The sequence below is a fragment of the Streptomyces sp. NPDC004647 genome (genome assembly GCF_040609575.1).
Taxonomy (GTDB): domain Bacteria; phylum Actinomycetota; class Actinomycetes; order Streptomycetales; family Streptomycetaceae; genus Streptomyces.
In genome coordinates, this window is the sequence record NZ_JBEXKU010000014.1 from 86,838 (window position 1) to 102,025 (window position 15,188).

The 15,188-nt window shown below is 71.8% G+C and carries 11 protein-coding genes and 1 tRNA gene; 8 read left to right on the forward strand and 4 right to left on the reverse strand.

The genetic code is table 11. The features are described from left to right. Positions 1 to 248: 248 nt before the first annotated feature. From ABZW18_RS08905 to ABZW18_RS08930, 6 genes are all read left to right on the forward strand, one after another. Positions 249 to 1,325, forward strand: coding sequence for a phosphatase PAP2 family protein (locus ABZW18_RS08905; RefSeq protein WP_356184158.1), 1,077 nt, complete (start codon positions 249 to 251; stop codon positions 1,323 to 1,325). Beyond that, positions 1,249 to 2,607 (forward strand): hypothetical protein, encoded by a 1,359-nt coding sequence (locus tag ABZW18_RS08910; RefSeq protein ID WP_356184216.1) that lies wholly within the window; start codon positions 1,249 to 1,251, stop codon positions 2,605 to 2,607. Before ABZW18_RS08905 ends, ABZW18_RS08910 begins: the two co-directional genes overlap by 77 nt. Beyond that, positions 2,598 to 4,268 carry a hypothetical protein gene (locus tag ABZW18_RS08915; protein ID WP_356184161.1) on the forward strand — a complete coding sequence of 557 codons (1,671 nt, stop codon included), beginning with the start codon at positions 2,598 to 2,600 and terminating at the stop codon, positions 4,266 to 4,268. Before ABZW18_RS08910 ends, ABZW18_RS08915 begins: the two co-directional genes overlap by 10 nt. 44 nt (positions 4,269 to 4,312) lie before the next feature. Beyond that, on the forward strand, positions 4,313 to 5,710 hold the full coding sequence (locus tag ABZW18_RS08920) for an AAA domain-containing protein (RefSeq protein ID WP_356184218.1): 1,398 nt from the start codon (positions 4,313 to 4,315) through the stop codon (positions 5,708 to 5,710). Positions 5,711 to 5,806: 96 nt separating this feature from the next. Then, positions 5,807 to 6,175, forward strand: a complete 369-nt coding sequence (locus ABZW18_RS08925) for a hypothetical protein (protein ID WP_356184164.1) — start codon at positions 5,807 to 5,809, stop codon at positions 6,173 to 6,175. Between the two features lie 217 nt (positions 6,176 to 6,392). Beyond that, positions 6,393 to 6,466: transfer RNA gene (locus ABZW18_RS08930), tRNA-Lys, on the forward strand. Positions 6,467 to 6,638: 172 nt separating this feature from the next. On the opposite strand, the gene ABZW18_RS08935 is transcribed toward ABZW18_RS08930, so the two are convergent. After that, positions 6,639 to 7,886: a M6 family metalloprotease domain-containing protein gene (locus tag ABZW18_RS08935; RefSeq protein ID WP_356184166.1), complete on the reverse strand. Its 1,248-nt coding sequence runs from the start codon at positions 7,884 to 7,886 to the stop codon at positions 6,639 to 6,641. 469 nt (positions 7,887 to 8,355) lie between these two features. On the opposite strand from ABZW18_RS08935, the gene ABZW18_RS08940 reads away from it, so the two are divergent. Further along, on the forward strand, positions 8,356 to 10,134 hold the full coding sequence (locus ABZW18_RS08940) for an EAL domain-containing protein (protein WP_356184221.1): 1,779 nt from the start codon (positions 8,356 to 8,358) through the stop codon (positions 10,132 to 10,134). A 173-nt stretch (positions 10,135 to 10,307) separates the two neighbouring features. Here ABZW18_RS08940 and ABZW18_RS08945 read toward each other — a convergent pair whose 3' ends face one another. The 3 genes from ABZW18_RS08945 to ABZW18_RS08955 form a co-directional block, all read right to left on the reverse strand. Continuing rightward, a complete protein-coding gene (locus tag ABZW18_RS08945; RefSeq protein WP_356184169.1) occupies positions 10,308 to 11,432 on the reverse strand; it encodes an LLM class flavin-dependent oxidoreductase in 1,125 nt (374 codons plus the stop codon). Positions 11,433 to 11,922: 490 nt separating this feature from the next. Beyond that, positions 11,923 to 12,684 carry a decarboxylase gene (locus ABZW18_RS08950; protein WP_356184171.1) on the reverse strand — a complete coding sequence of 254 codons (762 nt, stop codon included), beginning with the start codon at positions 12,682 to 12,684 and terminating at the stop codon, positions 11,923 to 11,925. 270 nt (positions 12,685 to 12,954) lie between these two features. Continuing rightward, on the reverse strand, positions 12,955 to 13,881 hold the full coding sequence (locus ABZW18_RS08955; RefSeq protein WP_356184174.1) for a decarboxylase: 927 nt from the start codon (positions 13,879 to 13,881) through the stop codon (positions 12,955 to 12,957). A 221-nt stretch (positions 13,882 to 14,102) separates the two neighbouring features. Between ABZW18_RS08955 and ABZW18_RS08960 the strand changes: the two genes are divergently transcribed. Next, on the forward strand, positions 14,103 to 15,068 hold the full coding sequence (locus ABZW18_RS08960; protein ID WP_356184177.1) for a D-2-hydroxyacid dehydrogenase: 966 nt from the start codon (positions 14,103 to 14,105) through the stop codon (positions 15,066 to 15,068). Positions 15,069 to 15,188 lie beyond the last annotated feature (120 nt).

The window sequence follows — 15,188 nt, forward strand, 5'->3', positions numbered from 1 at the left end:
ACGCGCGGTACCTGTGCGGCAGGTGCGGCCTGCCTTCTCCATCATCGCGCACACGACCGATGAGCAACCTGCTGAGCGATCCCCGCGTCTTCCCGCTCGCACGCCCGCCGACCACGTACCGACGGGGGACTGAACAGCAGGCGAACGCGGTGCTGCCAAAGCACCGGGGCGGTGTGCAACGGGTTTCGCGTACACCGTACGGTTGAACTCGCGCCTGCTGGCCGTCTTAACATTTGGAGAGCGTTCGGATGCCCCACACCGCGCCCGCGCCCGCGCACCGCGTCGGAGAGGCACACGGCACGAGGGCCCGCTGGTGGACCGAACTGCCGCTGATCGTTGTGGTGTACGCCGCGTACTCGATGGGGCGGCTGCTGGCCCGGGGCGATGTCTCCACGGCCGTGGACCACGGCCGGGCCATACTGCGCTTCGAACAACTCCTGTCGATAAACGCCGAGCACCCGCTCAACCGGCTGTTCACCCGGCACGCCTCTCTGGGCATACCCGCGGACTTCGCGTACGCCTCCCTGCACTACCTGGTGACCCCGGCGCTCCTGGTCTGGCTCTGGAAACGGCGCCACGAGCACTACCGCGTCGCCCGCACCTGGCTGATGGGTTCGACCCTCATAGGTCTGGTCGGCTTCACCCTCGTCCCGACCTGCCCGCCCCGTCTGCTCTCCGCGGGCCACGGTTTCGTCGACACCATGGCGCAGTACTCCTCGTACGGCTGGTGGGGCGGTGACGCCAGCGCGCCGCGCGGGCTGGGCGGGCTGACCAACCAGTACGCGGCGATGCCGAGTCTGCACGTCGGCTGGTCCCTGTGGTGCGGCGCGATGCTCTGGCGGTACGGCCGCACGCGGCTGATGAGGGCCGTCGGCATCGCCTACCCGCTGCTCACCACGGTCGTGGTGATGGGGACCGCGAACCACTACTTCCTCGACGCGGTCGCGGGCGCGGCGGTCATGGGGCTGGGACTGCTGCTGGCACGCCCCGCGCTGCGGCTCTGCGACGGCATACGTGGGCGGGTCCGCGCCCGCTTCGCTGCCCGCGCCGCGGCGTCTCCCGCGGCCGCCCTCACCTCCGCGGTCGCTCCAACTCCCGTGAAACCGGGGGCTCCCGCACCCGTCGCAGGCCCCCTCGCAACCCCGGTCGCCGCGCCCGGAAGTGCCGCCCCCGGAAGCGGAACCGCCGCCATTGTCGGTGGCGGATGCGAGACTTCGGCGGGTGAACGGATCCCTCGACAGCCGAGCCGTGGCGGCGGCCCCGACCGCACCGCCACCGCAGGCCCTGCCACGGCCGAAGACGGCGCTCCGGCAGCGGCTCGCTGAGCTCCGCGGGCCCGACGCGGCACCGCACCCGCTCGACGCCCGTGCCCTTGCCGCACTCGCCGCAAACCCCGGCTGCCGACGCCGCGCGCTGCTGGACGGCGCCGGAGTCGACAAGGCCGCGCTGGCGGACGCACTGGGCGCGCCATCGAATTTCGGCCAGTCGCAGTTCGCTTTCGTACGCGGCAACGCCTTCGAGGCCCGCGTCCGGGCCGACGGTGGGGCAGAGCTGATCCGGCTGCTGCACGAACGCCTGGGCGAGCCGCCCGCGGGCCCGGTCGTGGAGGTCCCCGATCTGTCGGCCGCCGGCCCCGAGGGACGCGTCGCCCGTACGCGCCTCGCCCTGGAGGAGGCGAGCGCCGCCGGACGCTGGTCGCTGCTGTTCCATCCCATGCTGGTGCTCGACGTGGCGGGGGCTCCCGCCTATCTGGAGCCGGACGCGGTCGCGGTGCACCCCGACGGCGGCTGGACTGTTGTCGAGGTCAAGTCCTTCCCGGTGGTGGACGGTGCGGCCGACGCGGCCAAGGTGGGCGCGGCGGCCCGGCAGGCGGCTGTGTACGTTCTCGCCCTCGAACGCCTGGCCGGGGCCATGGGTGTCGCGCGCTCCGCTGCCTCCCCCGTACGGCACAGAGTGCTGCTGGTCTGCCCCAAGGATTTCTCCAACCTGCCCACGGCCGAACCGGTGGACGTGCGCAAGCAACTCTCCGTCACCCGGCGGCAGCTCGCCCGGCTCGCCCGGATCGAGGAGATCGCCGCCGCCCTGCCCGAGGGCACCACGTTCGATCTGCGGATGGCCGAGGACGGCAGAACGCCCACCCGGCCCGCGGAAGAACTGGCGACGGCCGTCGAGTCGGTCGGGGCGACGTACGCGCCGGAGTGCCTGGCCGCCTGCGAGCTGGCCTTCCACTGCCGGGCCCGGTCGCGGGCGCAGGGCGCCGTCGAGTCGCTGGGCCGCGGGGTGCGCGGCGAGCTGGGCGGCCTCAGCACGGTGGGGGCGGTCCTTGACGCGGCCCTGGGCGACTTGGCGCCCGGCGCCGAGGAACCGGGCGCGGAGCAGGCCGGAGCCGACAATTCCGGGGGCGCGGCGTCCGGAGCGGAGGAGAGCGGGCCCGAGGAGCCCGGGGCCGGGGCGTCCGGGGCGGGGGCGGCCGGAGCCGGGGCGTCCGTAAGCGGGGCGTCCGGAGCCGGGCTGTCCGGGGATCCGACCGTCGACGCCCTGCGCCGCGCCGCCGCCCTGCGGCTCGAGGCGCTCGCCGCCGCCGGCGAGGAGACCGTATGTCGCTGATCACCACACTGGCCCGGTTGGAGGCCGTCCGGGCCGGGCGGGCGCAGCCGAACGCGACCGTGCGGCACCGGCATCTGTCCGACCGGCCGCTCGCGTTCGTTCCGCTGACGACCGCCGGTGAGGCGGGTGCCCCGCTCGGGGCGCTGGTGGGCACCGACCGGGACGAGCCACGCCTGCTGGTCGTGCCCCAGCCACGCGACCGCGACCTGCGGTTCGCGTTCCTCGCGGACCTCGCCGAGGCCGTGCTGCCCTACCTGGACTCGTACGCGGACCTGGTCGAGGCCGAGGAGCGCAAGGAGACCGATCCGGAGACGGGCAAGAAGGTGCCGGTCGAGGTCGAACTCTGCTCCGACGCCCCGCAGCTGCTCCTGCCGAGCGCCGCGGGAGTGGAGTTCGTACGCCTGCTGGGCCGGTCGATGCGGTTCCGCCGCACCGCAGAACAGGACCCGGACACCCCCTATCCGGCGCCCGCACGCGTACCGCTGCTGGGCCGCTGGCTGACCCACTACGGCGAGCGGTCCCGCGTCCCCGGCTCCTCGCTGCTGCTCTCGCTGACCGAGCTGCTCGGCCGCCATTGGGCCACCGGGCAGAGCAATCTCGAGGACCAGCACCTGGGCGCACTGCTCGCCTGGATCGATCCCGAGGACGGAGAGCGGGGAGCGGACGCCGCGCTCCGCGCGGAGCTGGAGCGCGGCGCGGACGGGCTGCTGCTGCGCCCTCCCGCAGGCCCGGCGACCGACCCGGTGTTCGACAACAGGCTGCTGGCTCCGGCGATGGCACGCTACGACCGGGCCCGCGCGGCGATGCCGGGCGGCGTCAAGCGCGGCGCTGAAGCCGGGGCCGGCGCCGAAACCGAAGCCGGGGCCGACTCGGTGGACGGCACCGACGCCCCGGGCGCGTTCGCCGCTCATCACACGCCGCCCCAGGAACTGAGCGCCGCGGAGCGCGAGATCCGCCGGCTCGTCGAGGGACAGCTGCGGCCCACCTGGGACGCGTTGTGGCACGGCGTGGATCTGTTGCGGACCCTCCCCGAAGGAGAGCGCGTCGCGGATCGGTGGAAGCGGGACCGCTGGTCCTACACCGGCCATCGCGACCGCGTCCGCGCCGGTGAGCCCCCGCAGCCGAAGCGGGACGACGCGGTCACGGCGGCGCAGAAGCTGATGGCGCGGGAGACGGCACAGGCGCAGCTCGACGCGCAGGAGGCGCTGGACGACCCGCTCGTGATGGCGGGCCGGAGGCTGGCCGGGGAGGCGTTCGCGGGCGTGGTCACGGACGTGGTGATGGCGTACAGCGAGGCGAAGGTGCCCCGGCCGCGGCCGCTCATCACGGTCCGTACGGACGACCGGCCGCATCTCGCCGGATCCGCGAAGGTGTACCGCGCGGTGCCCGGCGGAAAGACGCAGAACGGAGAGTTCGTGGCGTTCGAACCCGGCGCGCTGGTCGTACGGTTGACCGGCGGGATGGGGCGGGGCAAGGTCCCGGAACCGGGGTCGGTGCCGGAGGAGGGCGACCGCGTCTGCTGGACGCTGTTCGAGCACGCTCCGCGCGGCGGCCCCGAGCTGCCCGACCGGGATCTGACTCCGTGGACGCATGGCGGTCCTCCCCTGGCGGCGGCCATGGGCGAGGCTCCGGACCCGGTGACCGATGAGGACGTGCTGTGAGCGATCAGGTACCGGCGGCAGCAGCAGCCGCGGAGGGTGCGCCGATGAGCCGCGGAGCAGGTGCAGACAGGAGCTTCGGCCCCGAGGCGGGTGCCGAGAAGGGCTTCGACCCCGGGGCGGCCGCTGCGCGGGCAACGGACGCGATCCTGCACGACACGCTGCACGGAGCGCACCGCGGCGTCGTCGTGGACTCGCCGCCCGGCGCGGGCAAATCGACACTCGTCGTCCGGGCCGCGCGCGAGCTGGCCGCCGCCGGCCGCCCGCTGATGGTCGTGGCGCAGACCAACGCGCAGGTGGACGATCTGGTGGACCGCCTGGCGACGGCCGAACCCGACCTCCCGGTCGGCCGGCTGCACGGCAACGACCCACAGCCTCACTTCGGACAGCCGTACGACCCGGTCCTCGACAAGCACTCCACGGTCCGCAAGTCCGCCAAGGCCGCAGATCTCGCCGGCCTCGACATCGTCATCTCGACTGCCGCGAAGTGGGCCCACACCAAGCTCGCCGAACCGTGGGGGCACGCGATCGTCGACGAGGCCTATCAGATGCGCTCGGATGCGCTGCTGGCCGTGGCGGGGCTGTTCGAGCGGGCGCTGTTCGTCGGGGACCCGGGCCAGCTCGACCCATTCAGCGTAGTGGGCGCCGAGCAGTGGGCGGGCCTGTCCTACGACCCGTCGGCCAGCGCCGTGAGCACGCTGCTCGCCCATAACCCCGGGCTGCCCCAGCACCGCCTGCCGGTGTCGTGGCGGCTGCCCGCTTCGGCCGCGCCCCTGGTATCGGACGCCTTCTATCCGTACACGCCCTTCCGCAGCGGTACGGGTCACGGGGACCGGCGGCTGACCTTCGGGGTGGCACCGGACGGCTCGGCGGCGGACCGGGTGCTGGACGAAGCCGCCGAGTCCGGCTGGGGGCTGCTGGAGCTGCCCGCCCGGCACACGCCCCGCACCGATCCCGAGGCGGTCCGCGCCGTGGCCCAGGTCGTCCGGCGACTGCTGGACCGGGGTGGCGCGGCCACCAGCGAGCGCGCCGAGAAGCCCGTACCCCTGACCACCGCCCGGATCGCGGTCGGCACCGCGCACCGGGACCAGGCGGCCGCCGTGCGCGGCGCTCTCGCCGAGCTCGGCGTGTCCGGTGTGGCGGTGGACACCGCGAACCGGTTGCAGGGCAGGGAGTTCGATGTGACCGTCGTCCTGCACCCGCTGTCGGGGCGGCCGGACGCGACGGCCTTCCACCTGGAGACTGGGCGGCTGTGCGTGCTGGCGTCGCGGCACCGGCACGCCTGCATCGTGGTATGCCGGGCGGGAGTGGCGGAGCTGCTGGACGAGCATCCGTCCACCGAGCCCGTCCAACTCGGGGTGACGGTGAAGTTCCCGGACGGCTGGGAGGCGAACCACGCGGTGCTCTCGCACCTCTCCGAGCACACCGTGGCATGGCAGGAGTAGGCCTGGGTAGGGAGGCCCGGTCCGCAGTCCACTTGCCACACGCGGGACAATGGAGGGCGGCGGTCAGTGATGTCCAGATACGTCGGAGGTAGTTCCATGTCGGAGCCGCGGTCGGCTCACCACCAGGCGGACGACGCCAAGCGACGGCTGCGACCTGCGGCGCTGCTCTTCGAACCCCCGGAGGCTCTGGAGGACGACGAGCACTTCTTCGATCTGGAGTCGATAGATGACCCGCGAGACCTGCTGGCCAGGTCCACGGAGCTGACCCTGGCCTTCCGCGAGGCCGCCGATCGCGCGACCGAGTACCAGGCGATCGCAGCGGCACAGCTCGCGGACCCCCGGCGGTTCGACGCGCTGTCCGTCGCCGCTGTCGCGGCGCGGGCGGACTGGAGCGAGGACTACGCCCAGAGGATGATCGAGTTCGGGCGTGATCTCCTCCGGCACGGTGAATCACCGGGGCAGTGACGTGCGGGCCCGGCTCCCGCGCCGTCCCGGCGTGCACACGCACCACCCACACGCACCCGCCGCATCGCCCGCTGTGACGCCTGCTGTGGCGCCCGCGGTCCGCTACCTCCGGCTCGGCCGACAGATGGCGATCATGAGTCGTTATGCCCGTTTTCACCGGCGGCAAAGTATCGATTTTCGTTCCGCCGGACCCTGATGCTAATGTCTTCCCCGTCGGGCGCCGCTAGCTCAGTTGGTTAGAGCAGCTGACTCTTAATCAGCGGGTCCGGGGTTCGAGTCCCTGGCGGCGCACTTTACGGTTTTAGCCGTTGACCTGGGCTTTCTCGCTTCTGCGAGAGAGCCTTTTGTCATTCCCGGAGCTTTCCCGGAGCATTCGCGGAGCTTTCCTGGAGCCGCCCCGGGCTGTCCCGGCCCGGAGCAGTCCCGCGACCCGCAGCTGCCCCGAGCCGTCCTGATCGATCTGTCACGGCAGGGTCGTCCGTACCGTCCAGCGCCCGCTCCGGTCGACGCCCAGGACCTCCACCACCACCCCGCTGCGCCGGTCGGTCATCCGCTCCCCCACACCCAGCGGCGCATCCGCCAGCGGCGGGTAGACCGACCCCGTCCAGCAGGCCGCGGAGTGCGGATGCCCGTCGAGGACCTCGATCGGCCCGCCGCCGGACGCGGTCGCACTGCGCACCCGGTAGACGAGTACGCCCTGCGTGCAGCTCTCGGCGTCGTTGCCCTCCGCCGCCCGGACCTCGATGGCGATCGCGGCCGCCCGGGCGGTACGGACGACCAGCAGTCGGGTGCCGCCGTCCGAGCCGTTCCGTATGGGGGCGGTGAGCGGGTCGAGGCTGTAGACCCTCGTACCCCTGCGCTCCACGCAGCCGACCTCCTCCCGGCCCAGCCAGCCCAGCTTCCACTTGTGCCAGCCGAAGGGTTCGGGCGCGAGCCCGAACTGGCTGCCCATGAGGTCCCAGTCCCCCACGTAGGTGTCCCAGTCGCCCTTGCCGTCCCTGGGCCGGTGGTAGAGGTCGGGCAGGTCGAAGGCGTGCCCGGTCTCGTGGGCGAGGACATTCCGGTCCGGCGGGTGCTCCTCGAACACGGTGACGATCCTGCGCAGTTCCTTGCCATCGGCTCGCAGCGGCCGCCCGAAGTTGACGACCTTCGTGGCGTCCGAGTCGACACCGGGCGCGTCCGGGTCGGCGACCAGATACACGATGTCGAACCGGCTGAAATCCACCTGAGCGTCAGCAGCCGCGATGGCTTCACTCAGATAGGTGGTCCGCCGGGCGGGGTCCCAGTCGCGCTCTATCCCGTACGAGGTCGACGGGCCCGGCATCCGGAGCCAGCTGCGGAGCGGGTGGGCGCGGAGTTCGAACCGGCCGTACGAGGCGCGCTCGAAGAAGCGAGAGGTGTCGGGAAAGTAGTCGGCGGCCAACTCGTCGGGGGTGACCTGCGGCTCGAAATCCGGGAAGGACAGGAACACCATGACCGCGTCGAGCCGGCGCTGCGGCCGCGGATAGGCGCTGTTCCAGGAGTCCAGACCCTCGGAGTGGTGCGCGTTCGTACGTGTCAGGGCGCACGGGGCGGCAGCGGGGTCGGCGGAGGCGGGGCCCGCGACGAGCGACGTGGCGATCACCGCCATGAGGGAGGTGAGGGCGGCCGCAAGACTGCGCAGCCGGGACCGCGGCCGCTCCACTCCCCCGGGTGTCTGCGGACGCGGCACGTCGACCTCCCCGGACGGAATCGGGACACCTCCACATTGCTGTGATTTGTCCAGATACGACCTGTTTCGGTGGCCCGGTCGAGTGAGCGGCGTGACACGTGTACACAGAGCGGAAAGTCACAGACGGTCAGCGAGTTATCAAAACTGCGCTGGAGACGAACAAGAACCGTCAGACGGTCGCCGCAAGGACCTGAAGGCAGGGGCGGGTTACTGGAACGGTGGTCACGCCTGCCTCTATGATCGCCACATTTCCAGCGCGGATTGCTCAATGGGCGGTTGTCCGCCGTCGGCCGGACCAGCTCTACGAGACCTGTACGAGACGAGTGCCCTGCGGGAGCGAGCCGTGTGCGAATCCCCCGACGGGCCGGGCTGCCTGCCCGGCTTCACGCCGCCGATGATCACAGAACGTAGTCCGGTCACGGACCGGTTTCCGGCAGCGGACCATGGGCCCGTGGAGAGCCGGCAGCCCATGCCGGACCACGGTCCGGCACACCGCGGTACGGCCCGGGCCGCTGGGGCGGTCGGCCGGTCCGCTCCGGAGCTGCGTGACATCCAGGCCGCGTTCAACGCCGCCCAGCTCGCCATGGCCGTCGTCGACCGCGACGGCATGGTGGTCAGCGCCAACCACGCCCTCGGCGCGCTTCTCGGCAGGGACCCGGCACGGCTCACCGCCGAGGCCGCCGCCGATCTCGTCGGCCTCGACCACGACTCCCGCACCTGGGCCGCGTACCGCGCACTGCTGCGCGGCGGCAGCGACCGGCTCCAGTGCACGCGCCCCCTCAAGAGCCCCGATGGTCAGTCGCTCTGGGCCGAGATCACCATCGCGCCGATTCCGGGGGGCAGCAGCATGCTGCTGTCGGTTGCGGACATCAGCGACCGACGGGACCTCCAGGCGCGGCTGCGCCATCTGCAGATGCACGACCCGGTGACCCGGCTGCCCAACCGCGCTCTCTTCTTCGAGCGGCTCGCGGGTGCCCTGGAGTCCTCGGCGTACGAACCCGGAGGCACCGGCCGGGTGGGGCTGTGCTACCTCGACCTCGACGGTTTCAAGGCCGTCAATGACACGCTCGGGCACCGCGTCGGCGACCAGTTGCTGGTCGCGGTCGCGCACCGGCTGACGCACTGCGCGGACCAGGCCGGGTACGCGCGGCGCGGCGGGCATTTGGTGGCTCGACTCGGCGGCGACGAGTTCGCCGTCCTGGTGGAGGACTCCACCGGAACCGAGCAACTGGCGACGCTGGCGGGGTCCGTACTGGCCGCGTTGCAGCAGCCCTTCGAGCTGGCCGGGCAGCGGCTGTCGGTCTCGGCGAGCATCGGCGTCGTCGAGCGGGTGGCCGCCGGGACCACCGCGACCGGGCTGATGCAAGCGGCCGACACCACACTGTACTGGGCGAAGGCGGACGGCAAAGCCCGGTGGACACTCTTCGACCCCGAGCGCAACGCGCACCGGATGACCCGGCAGGCGCTGTCCAGCACCCTGCGACCGGCCGTGGAGCGTGGCGAGTTCACCCTGGAGTACCAGCCGCTGGTGGGGCTCGACGACGGAACCGTACGGGGGGTGGAGGCGCTCGTTCGGTGGCAGCACCCGCAGTTCGGCAGGCTCGCGCCCAACCGGTTCATCGGGCTGGCGGAGGAGGACGGCTCGATCGTCGAACTCGGCCGCTGGGTGCTGGAGAACGCCTGCCGTCAGGCGCGGCGCTGGCAACTGGAACACCCGGGGAAACCGCCGGTCCTCGTCAGCGTCAATGTCGCGGTGCGGCAGGTGTGGGACTCGGATCTGGTGGCCGATGTCGCCGGAATCCTCGAGGAGACCGGGCTGCCACCCGAGCTGCTCCAACTGGAGTTGACCGAATCCGCGGTGATGGGATCGGCCGGCCGGCCGCTTCAGGCCCTCCAGGCGCTCAGCGACATGGGCGTTGCGATCGCCATCGACGACTTCGGGACGGGCTACTCCAACCTGGCCTATCTGAGCCGCCTGCCGGTGTCCGTTCTGAAGCTGGATGGATCGTTCGTCTGCGGCTTCCGCGACGAGGAGCACCCCAATCCGGCGGACGAGACCATCGTGGAGGCACTGGTTGAGCTCGCCCACCGGCTGGGGCTGACAGTGATCGCGGAATGTGTGGAGAGCGCGGAACAGGCTGACCGGCTGCGGAGGATCGGCTGCGACACCGGCCAGGGCTGGTTCTACTCCCGCCCGGTGCCGCCGAATCGTATCTCCGCACTACTGCGGAATCAGTCCCCGACTTGACCGTCCGACGCGGGCCAACGAAGGGGTAGCGCAAGGCCGGAGTCAGCCGGGGGACGGCCAACTCCCCGGGGAGTCAATGGGGCCGCCCGCCGCCGTCGCGCGAGTGGAGCGTACGCAGCTCGGCTACGTCCCGCGCCGCTCGGCAAACCAGCGACCCCACCCGACCACGGCAATCAGCCTGTCGCGCCCGGGAGCCCGTACTCCCCGGCGATCAGTTCGTACGAGCGCACACGGGCTTCGGAGCCGTGCGCATTGGACGTGATCATCAGCTCGTCGGCACCGGTCCGCTTGACCAGACCGTCGAGCCCGTCGCGGACCGCGTCCGGGGTGCCGTGGATGACATTGGAGAGCCAGCTGTCCACGAACTCCCGCTCCAGGGAACTGAATTCGTACGCCTCGGCCTCCTCGGCCGAGGGTATGAGGCCGGGTCGCCCCGTGCGCAGCCGGACCATCGACAGCGCGCCCGTCAGTACCTGCCGACGGGCCTCCTTCTCGTCCTCCGTCGCCAGCGCGGATACGCCGATCACCGCGTACGGCTCGCCGAGCGACTCGGAGGGGCGGAAGGACTCTCGGTAGAGCTCGAGCGCGGGGACCGTATGCGCGGCGGAGAAGTGGTGGGCGAAGGCGAAGGGCAGACCGAGCATCCCGGCGAGCCGGGCGCTGAAGCCGCTCGAGCCGAGCAGCCAGACGGGCGGCCTGCCGGGCGACTGGACGCCGCCGGGGAGGGTGGCCTGGATCGGCCCCGGCACGGCGTGGATACGGCTGTAGGGGTGGCCGTCCGGGAAGTCGTCGTCCAGGAACCGGGTCAGCTCGGCCAGCTGCTGCGGGAATTCATCGGCCCCTTCTCCCCCTGCCCGCGGTACGGAAGACCCCGAGCGGTCGGTGCGGCGCAGCGCGGCGGCGGTCGCCCCGTCCGTGCCCGGCGCGCGGCCGAGTCCGAGGTCGATCCGGCCGGGGGCCAGCGCTTCGAGGGTGCCGAACTGTTCGGCGATCACCAGCGGCGCGTGATTGGGGAGCATGACCCCGCCGGAGCCGAGCCGGATCCGCTCGGTGTGCGCGGCCAAGTGAGCGAGGATGACCGCGGGAGAGGAGCTGGCGACTCCCGGCATGGAGTGGTGCTCGGCGACCCAGAAGCGGTGGAAGCCGAGCCGCTCCGCGTTCCGGGCCAGCTCGACGCTGGTGCGCAGCGCGTCAGTCGCGGTCAGGCCGCTGCCGACGGTGGCGAGGTCGAGTACGGACAGCGGGACCGGAGCGGTCCCGGCGGCCGTGCCGCGGATGGTCTCGTGCGTGCCTGCCATGCGGCCCGCCTCCCTGGTCGATCTGTCGTTCTGCTTGCCGCAGACCGACAACCGGAGTCGAGCTCCGGTTATTCCCGATGCGCATGGCGGGGCATACACCGGCAGCCGACCGCCCCCGGCCAAGGCCAACCTGGGCTTCACCGGCGGGTGCTGGCACCGGACCCCGGCGGCCTCCGTGCTCTCGGCCGAGGTCCGTCTCGGGCATCGCGCCGGACCGGCCCGCGGCGTCCGGTTCGCCTCGGCCTCCGGCATGCGGGAGGCCAAGGCGGAGGGCACGCTCAGGAGCACGGCCCGGCAGTCAGCCTCGCAGCGTCAGCACTGCCCGGTCACCCATGCCAAGCAACCACTGTCCAGTCACCGTTGCCCGGTCACCATTTTGCCAAGCCACCACTGCCCGATCACCAGCGCCCGGCGCCATCGCCGACGGGCCATCGCCGACGGCCCGCACCCGGCCGCCTTCGCCGGGTGCCCCGGTTCTCTCCCAGCCGGGTTACCTCGCCGGGGCGGAGGCGAAGAGTGCCCCGAGGTCCGAGTGCGGCACGCTCCGGTCGAGAAGGCACAGGCCCTCCCACACAGTGACCTGGTTGGCGGTGAGGACGGGCTTACCCAGCTCCGCCTCGAGGTCGGAGAGATACGCGGCCGTGTGCAGGGCCGTATCGGGAAGCAGCACGGCCTGGGCTTCGGGGTGGTCGCCGGCCCGGGCCAGCTCCAGCACCTCCTGCCGGCCCCAGGTGCCGACCTCGGCGGCGGTGATGATGCCGCTGCCGCGCATCGCGACGACTTCGGTTCCGGACGCCTTGAGGAAGGCCTTGAAGTGCTCGGCGACATCCTCGGGGTAGGTCGCGGCGATCGCGACCCGGTCCGCGCCGAGGGCGTGAATGGCATGGGCGAAGGCGAAGGACGTACTGGAAGCGGGGAGCCCGGCCACAACGGAGAGCTCCCGCACCTGCTCCTTCGCGCCCTCCCAGCCGAAGACGAAGCTGGCGCTGGTGCAGGCCCAGACGACAGCCTGCGCCCCGGCCGCCTTCAGCTCCTCCACCCCGGCGGCGAGCCGCGCGGCGGAGCCCATCTCCAGCAGGGCGTCCACCCGGTGGGCGTCCTCGCCGATATCCGTGTGGACCAGAGGCAGCCGGACGTCCGCGGACAGTATGCCTTCGAGCCGTGGGTAGTCGTCCTCCGCCGAGTAACCGGGGTATAGGAACCCGACCGCCGCCGTTCCCACCTCCGACCGCTTCACCGCCGCATCTGCCATGTCCACCTCCGAGTCGATCCCGCGCCACATACCGCTTGCCTCTTGCTGCTTGCCGTGTGCCGCTCGCTGTCTGCCGATTGCTCTGTGCCCCGATTGTTCCGTGCCGATTGTGCTCTGGGGCCGATGTACCGCTCGCCGCTCGCCCCACGGCGCCGCGCGACTACCTTGAATACACCGGCCGCGATCCTGCGGTTCCGCCCGCGGCCTCACTCTTCCGAGTGAGGCCGCGGGCGGAACCCGCTGGGTGCTGACGCTGGTCCGGCCCCGCCGTCACGGCGGCGTGGGCCCCGGATCATCCGGGAACTGCGGACCCTCCAGACCTTCCGCGGCCTCCGCCTCGGGCGCCGCCGGCGGCCCCGCGAAAGCCGCCTCCGGCTCCCCGCGCTCACCGGAGAACTGCGGCCCCGGGCCGAGCACCGGCTCGCTCGGCGGAGACGACGACAGCGCCGCCGGCCCACGCCTTGCCACCGGATCCAGGAGCGCCTGGTACGGCCCCACCGCCTGCTCGCCGATCCGCTGCAGAGCCGCCCACATCGTCACCTGGTTCGCCGACAGCACCGGCATGCGCAGCTCCGCCTCGAGCTGCGGGATCACGTCGTACGTGGGCAGGTTGGTGCAGCTGATGAACAGCGCGTCCGCCGAACCGATCACCGCCTGCCGCGCCATGTCCACCACGTCGCGGTACGGCACCTTCCAGATGTGCCGGGTCAGCCCGAGATACGCCCGCCCGGTGACGGTGACCCCACCCTCGGCGAGGTAGTCCTCCAGCGAGCTCGTGACGGACCTCGTGTACGGCGTGACGAGGGCGATGCGGTGCGCACCGATCTCGTGCAGCGCGGCAAGCAGGGCGCCCGACGTGGTCAGTGCCGGCATCTCGCCGGACTGCTCCATCGCCGCGCACATCCCGCGCTCCCCGGCGACGCCGCCGACGAAACTGCCCGAAGTGCAGGCGTACGCCACGACCTCCGGGGCGACCGCGCACAGCGCCTGCACTGCCTCGCGCAGGGTCTCGTGCTCACTGACCAACCGCGCCAGGTCGAGGCTCACCTCGACGGGCACGAACGGAGTGCGGGTCAGATGGAGCGATACGTCGTCCGGAACCCAGCGCCACAGTTCGCGGTCGAGAGCGAAATCGAATGGTGCGACGACGCCCACACCGCGCTGCGGCTGCGGGCCACCCAGAAAGGAGACGTCCATTTCAAGCCCCAATACAAACGGAGGGCTGGGCCAATGGCCAGATGACCAGGAAGAAACGAGAGCCGGAGCACGCCGGGACGTCGGGACAGATGCGGGGCAGATACCCCGTGTTGACGAAGGTAGTTTCTGCTCCCTAGCGTGGTCAATCCTCCCATCTCAGGCCGTTCACCGCTCCGGCGCTTCAGCCAAGCGGACCTACGTTTCGAAACGGTTTCCTGCCAATGTCCGAAAGCACCCTTCTTGTCTTCGGCGCGGACCCCCCACCGCGGCTCGACCGACTGGCCGGCCGTGTCCGAATTGTGCATAGCGACGAGCAGTCTCTGGCCGGGCTGCTGTCGACCGCCGACGCCCTGCTCGTCTGGGATTTCACCTCCGACGCGGTACGGGATGCCTGGCCCGGCTCCGGCTCACGGCCGGGCTGGGTGCACACCGCCAGCGCGGGCGTGGACCGGGTGCTCTGCCCGGAGATCGTCGCCTCCGACACCGTGCTGACCAACGCCCGGGGAGTCTTCGAGCAGCCGATCGCGGAGTACGTCGCCGGGCTCGTGATCGCCATGGCCAAGGACTTCCCCGGCAGTTGGGAACTCCAGCGGCAGCGCCGCTGGAAACACCGGGAGACCATGCGGCTGGCCGGGTCCCGGGCGGTGGTCGTGGGCTCCGGGCCGATCGGCCGGGCGATCGGCCGCACGCTCGCGGGGCTGGGCATCCGGGTGGAACTGGTCGGCCGTACGGAGCGCGGGGAGGACCCGGAGTTCGGCCGGGTGCACGGCAGCGGGGCGCTGCACGGTCTGCTGCCTTCAGCCGACTGGGTGGTTTGCGCGGCCCCTCTCACAGAAGAGACGAGGGGCATGTTCAATGCCGCCACGTTCTCCCGGATGAAGCCGGAGGCCCGCTTCATCAACGTGGGGCGCGGCCCTCTCGTGGTGGAGAAGGACCTGGTCGACGTCGTGCTCGACCGGACGATCGGGGGCGCGGCACTCGACGTCTTCGAGAGCGAGCCGCTCCCCGCCAACAGCCGGATCTGGGATGTGCCGGGGCTGCTCGTCTCACCCCATATGAGTGGGGACACCATCGGCTGGCGGGACGCCCTCGCCGAACAGTTCATGGACAACTTCGACCGCTGGGCGGCGGGCGAGCCACTGCTCAACGTGGTGGACAAACGGCTGGGGTACGTGCCGGTCTCCTGAACGGCCGCGGGTCACCCGGTGCGTGCCACCGGATGGCCCCGAGCCCGGTGGCACGTCCTGGTCCGAACGGGTCCCGGTCCCGGCCCGACCCGAACGGGTCCCGGTCCCGGCCCGACCCGA